This is a genomic window from Robertmurraya kyonggiensis (genome assembly GCF_005116465.1).
GTDB classification, from domain to species: domain Bacteria; phylum Bacillota; class Bacilli; order Bacillales; family Cytobacillaceae; genus Robertmurraya; species Robertmurraya kyonggiensis.
Genome location: NZ_SWBM01000001.1, coordinates 942,949 through 955,556 on the forward strand (window position 1 = coordinate 942,949; position 12,608 = coordinate 955,556).

Genomic DNA, 12,608 nt, shown 5'->3' on the forward strand with positions numbered 1-12,608 from the left:
TGCCTGCGACAAGATTGACTCAATGAATCAACTCTTTCCTCAAGGGGCTCTTTCAGACTTGGAGGTAAAAGGTTTGTTAAAGGTGAAAAGTAGAAAACCCATTGCTTAGTTGAACGGGCAACGGTCTACTAAATTCTTTAGTAGCCTTTTTTAGGAATCCCCTTCCTCAATAATCCATTTGGATTTTAGGTGGGGGTAGTTCAATGGCACCAGTTATTGGTCGATTATTTAATAAATATGGTCCACGAGCAGTTATAACACCAGGAACAATTTTAGTAGCAGTTGGTTACCTAGCATATGCTCAATTTGGAACTGATACAGCTTTATGGATGATTGTGGTGACACATATTATTATGATGTTGGGAATTGGAGCCGTGCTTGCCTCGGTTCAGACAAACACATTACAGTACTATCCAGATGGAATTGCACTAACGCAAACGATTCAGCAGGTATTGGGATTGCTGTCATGGTTTCGCTTCTATCAGCCAAGCAAACTAGTTATCTTGCAGAAATTTCGAACGATGCAGCACAAGCGGCTGCAGCAGGTACTTCTTTAAGATCAGCTTAGTCTTTGCATTGATTAATGTTGTATTGTCATTCTTTATGAAAAAACCAAAGTAATAATTGAGATTAGACTGTATAAGAAGGAGTGCACAAATCAATAGATTTGCGCACTCCTTTTTGTAAGTATCGAAGTCCAATAAATGGAAATAATACTTTTAGTTAATAATTTTTAGGAAGTGAAATTGTGCATACACTCTTATTGCTTGGATACATCGTGGCAGGCTGGAAGTGGGGCGATTGGAGGAATTGGGAGAAATATTATTCCACCATTCTATTTTTTATAGTAGGGGACTTACTGTATAACTTTTTGTTATACAATTACTCGATGTGGCAATTCCATACTTCATTTGACAAAGCCATTTTGCCAAATCACAGTTTGATCTCCCTTGCCATTGAATTTGTATCATTCCCAGTAAAAGTTTTAATTTTCCTAGGTCATTATCCTGATCATAAAAGTAAATTCATTCAAACATTGTATATTCTTGCATGGGTAATTGTCTTCTCCGTTTTTGAATTACTTGCCTTAAACGTATGGGAAGGGCTCTCTCATCATAACGGTTGGAATATGCCTTGGACGGTTCTTTTTTATATCGTCACTTTTACTTCACTTAGAATTCATCAAACTCGACCATTATGGGGCTGGATGATTTCTTTAATCGTGATTATCTCTTTATTTCTTATCTTTGACGTTCCAATTGGGAAGATGAAGTGAAAGATAACCGGTGCTGTGTTTTTAACTGTATATTTCATAAGTAATACTTATATATTTTGATAATTACTTTAATATTTTCTTATGGGATTTTGAGTATTAATATGGAATTAGTAATTTCACTACATGTATGAATACTGTGAAAAGAGGGATGGTCAGTGGTGATTGATTTTCATGATGAAAAAAATAGATTTAGCTATACTAATCGAATCGCAGATGTTTCCTGGACTAATTTCATCAAAAGCATTGTACCAATCCAGGAGATTTCCGCTGCAATAGATATTGGTTGTGGTGGTGGAATATATACAAAAGCACTTTCGGATATGGGGATAAGTTCTGTTATAGGCCTTGATTTTTCTGAAGCTATGCTTGCATGTGCAGCAGAAAATTGTAAAGAGTATCAAAACATTTTCTTCAAAAGAGGCAGAGCCCTTCATACTGGATTAGAGGGTAATCGTTTTGACCTTATACTAGAAAGAGCATTGATACATCATATTGAGGATCTCTCAAGTTGTTTTAAAGAGGCGTATCGATTATTAAGGAATAATGGGTATTTTATTGTACAAGACCGAACACCAGATGATTGTTTGTTAGAAGGGGATAATTCTCACATAAGAGGCCATTTTTTTGAACCATTTCCTAAGTTAATAGAAAAGGAGACTAACCGTAGGCATCAAAGCAAAAATGTCATGGAGATGTTAAAGGAATGTGGTTTTCGAGAAATTCAAGAAATGCAGTTGTGGGAAACAAGGAAAGTGTATCCTCATAAGACGGAATTACTTCAGGATTTAAGGAATAGAACTGGGCGCAGTATTTTGCAAGAATTAGACGATAACGAATTAAAGAAATTGATCAATTTTATCGATATACAAGTTCCACTTGACCATACGATTGTAGAAAAAGACAGATGGACAATTTGGTGGGCAATAAAATAGATTTGAAGTAATAGGAGTGTGAATGGAAGTTGAACTACCGTAAAGCAGGGTTGGATGACATGGATCAAGTGATTGCTTTAAGAAAAAAGCAATTAGTGGATGAGGGGATTGAACCATCGATAGACATCGATGTGGAACTGCGTGATTTCTTTTATCATAAATTAAGTAATGGTACTCTCATTCAGTGGTTGGTTGAGGACAAGGAAGAAATCATTGCCTGTGGGGCTATAATCTTTTTTGACTTCCCACCTTCATATACAAACAAAAGTGGCAAGAAGGGCTATATTTGTAATATGTATACAAATGAAAACTATCGTGGACAAGGAATTGCCACGCAATTGTTACATAAATTGGTTGATGAAGCCAAACATTCGGAAATAACAAAAATATGGCTTGGAGCTTCAAAGTTGGGAATGCCAGTATATAAGAAGTTCGGCTTTAAAGAATCGGACGAATGGCTAGAATTGAATATGTGATGAACAGGTCAATCATATTTACAAACTAAAATACCCTACAGAGCCAATAAAAGGCTTTGTAGGGTATCTATATTGATTGTTAAGCAAGCTCCTTCTTCATTTGGACGTGGACATATTTATCGACAATCAGTCTATTAACAACACCTAAAATTATGTAAATGATAAAAGAGTAAATATAATGCCAATCTAGTATTTTATAAATGCCCATGTATGTAAATATAGGTTCTACAATATAGGATGCACCAAAGGACAGCACCACTAAGGCAAATAAAAAGGATTTCCAACTAGTAAAATTTTGATAAACAAACATGAAAGTAATAGGAATAACCGTTAAATTAATTGGATTTAGACGTGGAGTAACAGGTGCCAACTGGGACTCATAAATCCAACGAAGAAAATAGGAACCCATATCGTCCAGTAAAGTTGCAGCAACAGACATTTGTAGACCGTAAACTAATACAGTTGTAATCCTCTTTTTATCCGCTAAAAATGACCACCAAAGAATCCAAGGTACGATTGCAATAAATAACAGAAACCACCAATTAAATGAAAATAGTATTTCATTTACCCAAATAGTATTTCTAAGCTCACTCATTTGCCTTTTTAACTCTATTAAATCCTCGATCTTTTCCATGGCATCACCCCTTAATACTATAATATTGATTGCATTACCCTGATTACTTAGGAATAAACTTATTATTCAATAAATAATAAAATAGTCATAGCTGGTTCAATGGAAATATATTTCTATTGTTTTATAGAAGGAATTGTTCCTAAGGAAATAGAACTAATGGAGAACATAAAATATGGCAAGGGGCGGGCTTATGAAATTTGTTCTAATATTTGGACCTCAGGCAGTGGGTAAAATGACAGTCGGGCAAGAATTAGCCAAGATGACAGAATTGAAGCTTTTTCATAATCATATGTCCATCGATCTAGTGAATCATTTTTTCGATTACGGTACAAGACAGGGAAAAAGGTTAGTCTCTCTTTTTCGCGAAGAGCTCTTTGAAGAAGTATCGAAAAGCAATGTAGATGGCTTAATCTTCACATTTGTTTGGGCTTTCGATTTACAATCTGATTGGGAGTATGTTGAAAAAATTAGTCGTATTTTTGAATCAAAGGGCGGCACTGTGTATTACGTTGAATTGGAGGCTGATCTCGAGACAAGGATGGAACGAAACCAAACTTCTAATCGGCTAGAGCATAAACCATCCAAACGGAATATAGAGAAATCCGAAGCTGATTTACTGGAAACATTAGAAAATCATCGATTAAATTCATTTGAAGGTGAAATTCAGAAGGAAAACTACATAAAGATAATTAATAACCAGTTGAGTGCAGCTGAAACTTCGAAACTCATTAAAGAGAGATTTCAATTGTGATAGAGGAGAGATGGCTGTGGAAATTCGAAAAGCAACGATTCACGATGTCCCAGTATTAGCAACTTTGATGGAGCAGCTTGGTTATCCAACGACCATTGAAAGCATGAATCTACGATTTCGCCATATCGAATTAAATCCCGATTATCACACTTTCGTGGCTTCGCTAAATGGTAAAGTTGTTGGGATGATCGGATTAATTAAATGTTTCTATTACCAAATGGACGGGGTCTATGTGAAAATTGCTGCTCTTGTAGTAGATTCTCGATTTCGCCATGAAGGTATTGGAAAGCAATTGGTGGAAGAAGCAGAAATTTGGGCAAAAAGCTTAGGGGCTACAGGAATGAGCGTTAATAGTGGGAACCGACCAGAAAGAGTAGATGCTCACAGATTTTATAAGAGGTTGGGATATGTAGATCAAAGCACTGGCTTTGCTAAAAGCTTATAAGAAAAAGACTACCTAGATAGTCTTTTTTCTATTTTAAAAGGTCGGTGTTGAAATTATTTCATTGAAAAATAGGCGGAAAAATTCCGGCTAAATCAAGAAATTCACCTATTTCTCTATAAATAAGCGGAATTTTTCCTGTTAAGCTATACAATGTTCATGATTTTACGTCTTTTTAGGGTTAATTAGCGGAATATCTCCGACTATTTCACCTAGTAACCATTGATTTTTCAAGATAAACGGAATTTATCCGGTTAAGTGGGTACACCTGTCGTAAATTAAATCAACTATGAACACTAACAGTGCACCTATAAAAATATCCCACCCAATGCACCTACAACAACTATAACCCATGGCGGTAACTTCCAGTATACTAGCATGCTAAACAAAATGGCCGCAAAGGCAAAATGGAGAGGTTCTAATATGGAACTAGTCCATATTGGTTGGTAAAATGCAGAAATTAATATGCCAACAACAGCTGCGTTTATCCCCATTAGCGCACCTTTTACTTTCTGATTGCTTCGTAAGGAATTCCAGAACGGAAGGGTTCCAAAGATTAATAAGAATGCGGGTAAAAATATGGCGATCGTTGCAACGATTCCTCCTTGCCAACCATTCATAACTGTACCTAAATATGCAGCAAACGTGAATAATGGACCAGGAACCGCTTGAGTTACCCCATACCCTGCTAAAAAAGCGTCTTTGCTAAGCCATCCCGTAGGAACAAATTCACTTTCCAACAATGGCAAAACGACATGACCTCCACCAAAAACTAACGAACCGGAGCGATAAAAGCTGTCAAACATGGCAATCCATTCTATGGAGGTTACCTCTCGTAAAATAGGTAATAGAAATAATAAACCGAAAAATAATACCAAGCATGTGACAGCAAAGCTTTTAGAAATTGGGAACTCATAGCTGTTTTCTTCTTCCCTCGTTTGTTGATGATAGAGTAGTAATCCAATAATGGCAGATAGAATGATCACAATAACTTGAGTAAAAGCCGTTTGCCATAATAGAGTGGCGACTAGGGCAAATAATGCAATAGCCTTTCGCTTTAAATCAGGCGTTAGACTTTTAGCCATTCCTAAAATCGCATGAGCCACAACTGCGACTGCGACAATTTTTAGGCCATGAATCCAGCCGCCAGTATCAATTTCTAACCCTTGAAATATTAAGGCAAAGATGATTAGTGCCAATACAGAAGGGAGGGTAAAACCGATAAAGGAAACAATTCCACCTAAAACGCCGGCTCTCATTGCTCCAATGCCAATCCCGACCTGGCTGCTTGCAGGACCAGGTAAAAACTGACACAAAGCTACTAAATCAGCATAGCCTTTTTCGTCCATCCATTTTCTTTTTCGAATGTATTCATGATGGAAGTACCCTAGATGGGCAACGGGTCCACCGAATGAGGTTAAACCTAATCTTGTTGAAACGAGCAATATTTCAAGAAGGGTACCCCTGCTAATTTTTCCATTTGTTATCATATTAATCTCCTTCTTAAAAGAGTTTTGAAGAAAGGGAAGGAATAAATTTTGTCGAATTTTCTTCCATCCTGTTTCCCTAACTCATGAAACGTGCTATTGGGAAGATATCATGATTGTTAATGGAATGCGATAGATGAGAATGAATCTTTACAAAATTTTAACGTAAGAAAGACATGGAGTATCCATGTCGAAAAGAGAACTTTTAAGGCTGAGGGAAAAAAGCATGTGGAGAATGTTCGGGATACGGATAGCGCTTATGGCAATCTTTGTAGGGGCCAATGTAAGTAGAAGGCTGAACGGGGCTTGTTGCTTGTTTCCAAAGCTCTTCATCAATGCAATACGTATGGGCGATGATGTCAGAGGGAGTGAATTTTAAAATGTCAGAACCTAGAATGACTTCTGGTGTAGGCGCATCAAAAATCGCTAATAGATGGGTGTTATCCACAGTTGCAATTTCATAGTGCCACCATGCACGTGGGATATTAACGACTTGACCAGGCGTAATGGAGAAGCTAAGTAGTTTTTTGGTAAAAGGGTTTAACAAAGACACAATGGCAGAGCCTGAAATACAGTAGACTAGTTCTGCAGCATTTTGGTGATAGTGGGGTTCTACAACATTTTCAACACTTAGAAAGATATCTAGTAAAGATACATTTTCAAGCGTATTTAATTGTTGTGCCCCCAAAATGTTAATGAGGTTCTGATTATCTTTTTTGAAAAAGAGACTTTTATTCACATCAAAGAAATATTGCGTTGTTGGAGATGTGTAATCTAAATGGGAAGACATATTTTGATTCACCTCGATCTTAAAATTTCATAGGCATGTTATGCGTAAGTGAATCGTTTGGTGTAAAAGAAAAGGTTGAAGAGCTGGTACTCTTCAACCTTTAATTGCTTTATCACGAGATTTTACAAAAAAGTAAGCTGATATCCAAGCTGTGATGGGGATGACCATTGTGACGCCTATCCCTGCAAAGAATATCGTAATCATTTCTGAACTAAATATTTTGGAATTGATGATTTCTCCTAAAGAATAGGATAAGTCTTTGAACCAAATCAGCAGGGCTAAGTAGCTTCCGAAGAAAGCAAAAAATAGTGTATTCGTACTCGTTCCCAAAATATCCTTGCCAATACTAATTCCAAACGCGAAAAGGTCTTTGCGACTGATCGATGGGTGATGTGTGTACATTTCCTGCATCGGTGAAGAGATGGCCATGGCGGCATCTGCAATGGCGCCGATTGTACTGACAATAATGACAGAAGCAGCGATTTTTACAAAATCAACGCCTATAAAAAGGGAGAAGACACCCAATTCTTCTATTTCTTCCTCACCAAATCCTTGAATCATCGCTTTATCTGTAACCATGACAATCATTAAAAGCAACACGACGGTTGTAATAATTGTGGAGAGGAAGGCCGTTTTCGTTTTGCTATTAATATCATTTATAAAAAAGAGATTGATACAGCTAATTAATGCACATGCGATAACCGTAATGATGATCGGGTTAAAGTCCGGGTTCGTCATAAAAAAGAGAATAAAAATGAGTACTCCAAAGTTGAAAAATAACGCAATAAATGACCTTGCCCCTTTTTTACCACCAATAATCGTCATCAAGATGAATAAAATGGCTCCGAATAAAACTAACACATTCATAATCTTGCCTTCTTTCGTTTAACAAAAAAGATCGTCGTGTATAAAGCGATGGGAATGGTTATTACGATTCCGATTCCTCCAGCTAATGCCCGTGCTAATTCAAGTGAAAGATTCATATTAAGGGTAAAGCCAAGGGAAGATGCGTTCTTTAAATATAAAATAAGCATCGGGATTGTCCCACTTATGTAAACGAAAAACAAAATGTTGGTCATAGTCCCCATGATGTCTTTTCCGATTTCTAATCCTGATTTCTTCAATACTTGGATGGATATGTCATTATCCTTTTCATATAATCCAAAAATGGAAGAGGAGAGAGTAATGGCTACGTCCATTACAGCCCCTAATGAACCAATAAATAAGCCAGCCATAAACACCATTTTATAAGGACGAGTGATAAATTGAATTTCTTCATAACGAAGACCTTGCTCTTTTGTCACCCACATAACAAGATAGGCGATAAGTAGAGAGACAAAGGTCCCTAATAGGGTCGCAATAATGGCTGCGTATGTTTTTTCGTTAAAACCATTAACAAGTAATAAAGAAATTACCGTAAATAAAATGACACTGACACTGCAAATAACTAACAGACTACTGCCTGCGAAATTGAGATAAATGTCTAAAGCATAAGACAATATTATGGCATTAACGGCTAAACTAATAATGGAAAAGAGCCCTTGTTTTTTGCCCACAATTAGGAGAATGAAAATAAAAGCCCAACCGATGATTGAAAGATATTGGTCACGTTTTAAATCTTTGATGGTACCTACGTATTCGCCATTATCTGTAGCTTTATCAATGTAAACAAACAGTTCATTTCCTACATGATACCCTTGGTCGTATGCACCAGATTTGGTGTATTCATTGGTTAAATGAATCAACTTTCCTTTTTCATCCCCATTTTTAATTTCAGCTTCGATTTCTTGGGTATACAAATGATCTTTATTTTCATTCGTGTCGACCATTTCTGATGAGTCTACGAGTTTTGTTTTGACGACTTCGGCTATCGGATTTTTATAAAATGATTCATTGTGATAGACAAAGACCAAGGATATGAAAAAGCAAAATGCTAGTATGATATAGATGATAATCTGCTTCTTGTTAATTCTTTCTATTAAAGTGTGCATTCATAAAACCTCCAACTTTGCTGGGCACCAATAATCTTACAAAAATATTGTAACTCCATCGGACATTTTTCGACTAGAGTCGGTACTCTACTAACAATGGACTTAGAATAACATGTACATTTTCAGTCTTCAAGAAATTCTTCCCATTTGGTCGCGGTATAGAGGATTATTCAAAAATTAAGAGAATATATCTTTTTAAATGGGTAATCTTGAGGGGGAGATCCAAATAAGAAAGGAGAAAATAGTATTACTGGTTTTATGTATTTTTACGATGTTACTGTTTTGGCTCGGTAATCTCATGAATCCGAAACCGGGGAGTTCATCAGGAAATGGAAACCCAGCTATTTTAATCATGTGGACTCTTGTTCCGCTATTTTGCTATTTGGTCTATTTGTGGTTCAGAGTTATTCGTTCATATACGATTAAAAAGATGATAATCAGCTTGGGGTCATTATTGATCCTAGTTCATTTAATTGTGGCCTATCTCTATCAAAGAAGTGCCTTTTTGAAATATCGAGAAATATTAGCTGAAGCATATAAAGCGAATTTTGGATTTATTGACTGGGAGTATATTGATCAAATAACTACATTTTCATCCATCCATGTCAACAATCAATATTTTAATCCAAATACGTATTTGATGTTTCTAACAGCTTCCATATTAATAGCTTTGGTAATAATCTATTTTAGTCAAGAATGGAGGAAACAAAAATGACAATTATACCTGATCTTTCAATGAGACCTTTTAATCTAACTGTAGAACGTAAAATGGTTTGTTCACCTACCGTGATTTTCGACGCGTGGACAAAGAAAATGGACCTATGGTTTGCAGCACCTGGAAGTGTCATCATGCAAGGGGAAGTTGATACAGCTTTCTTTTTTGAGACGGTTTATAAAATTGAGGAACCGGGAATCGTGCAACGGCATCCACATTACGGGCGCTTCCTACGACTTGAACAGGATCGTTTAATCGAGATTACTTGGTTAACGGGTGAAGGTGGAACAAGAGGAGCAGAAACAATTGTCAAGGTTGAGCTTGAACCTGATGGTAGTGGTACGTTCGTCAGACTGAAACATGCAGGATTTCCAGATGAGGAATCGAAAAGACAACACGAGGAAGCTTGGCCATTCGTGTTGGAACAGTTAGATGATAAAATGGGCAATTATCAAGTGGATAATTAAAAGCCAACAATTAAATATTGTTGGCCGTATCTTGTTTTAAGTTGTTGTTTTGTTGAAGCTTTAAATAAAGCCGCCGTTGACTCGAATCGTCTGTCCTGTTATCCATTCGGATTTCTCGCTTACTAAAAAGTCAATGACATTGGCAATATCTTCTGGTTCCCCGATGCGACCAAATGCGATTGACTTTTTCATCCCTTCGATTTGCTGCTCTGTTTTTCCAACATTGAAAAGTTCCGTATTAATTGGACCGGGAGAGATAGTATTGATTGTGATTTCTTTTACAGCGAATTCTTTTGCCAACTGACGCGTGAATTGTTCAACGGCACCTTTAGTCCCTGCATAAACACTGTATCCAGGGAACATTTGCCCAAGTACAGATGTAGAGAAGTTAATAATTCTACCTTTTGGTTCCATTAGTTTTAAAGCCTGTTGGCAGGCAAAAAATGTTCCTTTTACATTCAAATTAAATTGCTTATCGAAATCTTCTTCTGTTATCTCTGACAGAGATTGGGTCTTCATAAGTCCTGCATTGTTTATCAAAATATCAATTTTACCGAATGCAGCTAACGTCTCAGTAAATAAGGACTCTACACCAGAGACTGTACTTAGGTCAGCTTGAATGGCGGTTGCTTCTCCACCTTTTTGAATTATGCTTTCGACAACTCCTTGCGCCTTTTCTTTTCCGGTTGCATAATTCACGACAACTTTGATGCCTTGTTGAGCAAGTTGTTGAGCAATCGTACGTCCTATGCCTCGAGAAGAACCAGTGATAATAGCAACTTTACCTTGTAGACTTTGCATAGCCTCGACTCCTTCATAAATATTTTGTAATGAACCCGTGATCTTTTTAGACTGTACAGATGTTCGTTTCTTTTTCAACTCGATAACGAACTTTTTCATACTTAACGATAGCAAGCTTATATTCCAAAGTAAAATTTTGCGACATGTTTGTACCAAACCTTATTTGAAAAAAGGAGGTAATTCTGATTAGGAATTTGAGCGTAGGGATGATAATTTCGCTTTTAAGTGCCTGTACTGCTTCTACAAATAGTCTAATAGATTCTGAAACCAGTCCTAACATTCAAATTGTTGAGGATATTGGTTCAGACACAGTTTTAGTAGAATACACGCTAGATAATATGGAGCGAGGAAAACATGATTATTACGAGCAACCGATAGTCATCAAACAAAATATAGAGACAAAAAACCTTACAAGAGGGTCTGTTGTTTGGTTTGAAGACGAGATCGGGGAACAGAAGATTGCTAGAGTCGTGGGTGTGCCTAATGAAAAAATAGAAATAGAGGATGGACAAATTTTAATTAATGACCAACAACTTGATTCATTTTATGGGAGCGCACATAGAGCAGGGCTTGATAAGCAGGAATTTCTCCAAGCTATGAAAGGCTCCAAGTCTAATTATGATGAAAAAGCGGTGCAAGAAACATTTGAAAAGGATCTAGAGAAAATGAGTCTTGACGAAAAGGATTATTTTCTCGTTTCAGATGACTGGTTCCGTGGGGAGATGAGTGTAGTAGAAGAGAAGCGGATTTTGGGACTTGTGCTGGGATATGGAAAATGAGGGGATCATGTGACTGAAAAAGAAAGAGATTCTATTGAAAAAATCTTTGGACAAATCTATGAAATTAATAAACTATCTGAACAGGGTTGTACATCAGAAGTACGAAAAATCTTAACTGAAAGTGGTACCTACTTATTGAAAAGTTCTTTCTACAGTAGATATCGCGAATGGCTAAGGATGGAGGCACTTGTTTTAGAGAAACTAACCAACCAACATGCTATTCCAGTTCCACGTTACTTCGGATTTTTCGAGGATGAAAAGAGTAGCCATCTTGTCATGTCCTTTGAGAAAGGAACAACTTTAACTACAGCTTTAAAGAATGCGAAGAGTCAAATCGAAAAGCTAAACCTGATTCGAAGCTTTGGTGAATTTTTGAACCGACTTCATGAAACCAATATACCTGAGTCTTTATATCGAGAGAATGATTGGTTAGAAGAGCAATTGATAAGGGCAGAAAAGTATTTGCACGAAGGACAAACAGAAGGGACTCATCAACTATTAGAACAGCTACAATCCACTAAGTTGCACCCAGTCAGTCAAACGATCATTCATGGTGATTGCACAACTGATAATGTTCTTGTTATTGATGGAAAGGTTAGCTTCTTTATCGATGTATCAGGCATGACTGCTGGTGATCCGCGCTATGATGAATCACTTGCGATTGGGTGTTTTGATGACGAATCTCACATCAAGATGTTTTATCAAGGATACAGGCGTTATCAAGTATCAAAAGAAGAATCTCAATACTTTAATGAAGGTTTATATGAATTTTTCTAAGTCATCACTTGTTGATGGCTTTTTTGAATGGAAAAATATTAATTTTTCACGTCTTTTTTCTCAGCATATCTTCTGATAAATGGGATTTTTTTATCGCTCATCAAGTACCAAATGAGGATAGGAGCAATGATGTTAAGAAGAAAGACCACAACCACAATGGTCCAGATAAACCAACTTGTATTTAGCACATGTTGATACAACCAAGAATGATACATGTCCATCAGAACCGAGACCTCCGATCATCGTTTATGATTCATCATGACCAAATCGCGATGTAGCAATACCTCATT

17 protein-coding genes are annotated in these 12,608 nt (G+C 36.8%); 10 read left to right on the forward strand and 7 right to left on the reverse strand.

All coding sequences use genetic code 11. The features are described 5' to 3' along the window. Window positions 1-203 precede the first annotated feature (203 nt). From FA727_RS04730 to FA727_RS04745, 4 genes are all read left to right on the forward strand, one after another. On the forward strand, window positions 204-557 hold the full coding sequence (locus tag FA727_RS04730) for an MFS transporter (protein ID WP_246041686.1): 354 nt from the start codon (window positions 204-206) through the stop codon (window positions 555-557). Between the two features lie 191 nt (window positions 558-748). Then, window positions 749-1,276 carry a CBO0543 family protein gene (locus tag FA727_RS04735; RefSeq protein WP_136829557.1) on the forward strand — a complete coding sequence of 176 codons (528 nt, stop codon included), beginning with the start codon at window positions 749-751 and terminating at the stop codon, window positions 1,274-1,276. A 155-nt stretch (window positions 1,277-1,431) separates the two neighbouring features. Further along, window positions 1,432-2,208 carry a class I SAM-dependent methyltransferase gene (locus FA727_RS04740; protein WP_136829558.1) on the forward strand — a complete coding sequence of 259 codons (777 nt, stop codon included), beginning with the start codon at window positions 1,432-1,434 and terminating at the stop codon, window positions 2,206-2,208. A 29-nt stretch (window positions 2,209-2,237) separates the two neighbouring features. Next, window positions 2,238-2,684, forward strand: a complete 447-nt coding sequence (locus FA727_RS04745) for a GNAT family N-acetyltransferase (RefSeq protein WP_136829559.1) — start codon at window positions 2,238-2,240, stop codon at window positions 2,682-2,684. A 79-nt stretch (window positions 2,685-2,763) separates the two neighbouring features. Here the strand turns inward: FA727_RS04745 and FA727_RS04750 are convergent, their stop codons facing one another. Then, entirely contained in the window at window positions 2,764-3,318 is a 555-nt protein-coding gene (locus FA727_RS04750; RefSeq protein WP_136829560.1) for a CBO0543 family protein, read from the reverse strand. A 190-nt stretch (window positions 3,319-3,508) separates the two neighbouring features. Between FA727_RS04750 and FA727_RS04755 the strand changes: the two genes are divergently transcribed. Both FA727_RS04755 and FA727_RS04760 read left to right on the forward strand, forming a co-directional pair. Next, on the forward strand, window positions 3,509-4,069 hold the full coding sequence (locus FA727_RS04755; RefSeq protein ID WP_136829561.1) for an AAA family ATPase: 561 nt from the start codon (window positions 3,509-3,511) through the stop codon (window positions 4,067-4,069). A 16-nt stretch (window positions 4,070-4,085) separates the two neighbouring features. Further along, window positions 4,086-4,514: a GNAT family N-acetyltransferase gene (locus FA727_RS04760; protein ID WP_438646604.1), complete on the forward strand. Its 429-nt coding sequence runs from the start codon at window positions 4,086-4,088 to the stop codon at window positions 4,512-4,514. Between the two features lie 305 nt (window positions 4,515-4,819). Here the strand turns inward: FA727_RS04760 and FA727_RS04765 are convergent, their stop codons facing one another. From FA727_RS04765 to FA727_RS04780, 4 genes are all read right to left on the reverse strand, one after another. Beyond that, window positions 4,820-6,001, reverse strand: coding sequence for a chromate transporter (locus FA727_RS04765; protein WP_136829562.1), 1,182 nt, complete (start codon window positions 5,999-6,001; stop codon window positions 4,820-4,822). Window positions 6,002-6,203: 202 nt separating this feature from the next. Next, window positions 6,204-6,788 carry a cupin domain-containing protein gene (locus tag FA727_RS04770; RefSeq protein WP_136829563.1) on the reverse strand — a complete coding sequence of 195 codons (585 nt, stop codon included), beginning with the start codon at window positions 6,786-6,788 and terminating at the stop codon, window positions 6,204-6,206. A gap of 93 nt (window positions 6,789-6,881) precedes the next feature. Then, window positions 6,882-7,655: a YibE/F family protein gene (locus FA727_RS04775; protein ID WP_136829564.1), complete on the reverse strand. Its 774-nt coding sequence runs from the start codon at window positions 7,653-7,655 to the stop codon at window positions 6,882-6,884. Next, a complete protein-coding gene (locus FA727_RS04780; protein WP_136829565.1) occupies window positions 7,652-8,779 on the reverse strand; it encodes a YibE/F family protein in 1,128 nt (375 codons plus the stop codon). Before FA727_RS04780 ends, FA727_RS04775 begins: the two co-directional genes overlap by 4 nt. Window positions 8,780-8,978: 199 nt before the next feature. Here FA727_RS04780 and FA727_RS04785 point away from each other — a divergent pair, with 199 nt between their 5' ends. Next, window positions 8,979-9,494 (forward strand): hypothetical protein, encoded by a 516-nt coding sequence (locus tag FA727_RS04785; protein WP_136829566.1) that lies wholly within the window; start codon window positions 8,979-8,981, stop codon window positions 9,492-9,494. Further along, window positions 9,491-9,961 carry an SRPBCC family protein gene (locus FA727_RS04790; RefSeq protein ID WP_206663828.1) on the forward strand — a complete coding sequence of 157 codons (471 nt, stop codon included), beginning with the start codon at window positions 9,491-9,493 and terminating at the stop codon, window positions 9,959-9,961. Before FA727_RS04785 ends, FA727_RS04790 begins: the two co-directional genes overlap by 4 nt. Window positions 9,962-10,021: 60 nt before the next feature. Here the strand turns inward: FA727_RS04790 and FA727_RS04795 are convergent, their stop codons facing one another. Next, window positions 10,022-10,762, reverse strand: coding sequence for an SDR family oxidoreductase (locus FA727_RS04795; protein WP_136829568.1), 741 nt, complete (start codon window positions 10,760-10,762; stop codon window positions 10,022-10,024). Between the two features lie 206 nt (window positions 10,763-10,968). On the opposite strand from FA727_RS04795, the gene FA727_RS04800 reads away from it, so the two are divergent. Both FA727_RS04800 and FA727_RS04805 read left to right on the forward strand, forming a co-directional pair. After that, on the forward strand, window positions 10,969-11,541 hold the full coding sequence (locus tag FA727_RS04800) for a S26 family signal peptidase (RefSeq protein ID WP_136829569.1): 573 nt from the start codon (window positions 10,969-10,971) through the stop codon (window positions 11,539-11,541). Window positions 11,542-11,550: 9 nt separating this feature from the next. Then, window positions 11,551-12,318 (forward strand): aminoglycoside phosphotransferase family protein, encoded by a 768-nt coding sequence (locus tag FA727_RS04805; protein WP_136829570.1) that lies wholly within the window; start codon window positions 11,551-11,553, stop codon window positions 12,316-12,318. A gap of 38 nt (window positions 12,319-12,356) precedes the next feature. On the opposite strand, the gene FA727_RS04810 is transcribed toward FA727_RS04805, so the two are convergent. Next, a complete protein-coding gene (locus FA727_RS04810) occupies window positions 12,357-12,539 on the reverse strand; it encodes a hypothetical protein (protein ID WP_136829571.1) in 183 nt (60 codons plus the stop codon). Window positions 12,540-12,608: the final 69 nt, after the last annotated feature.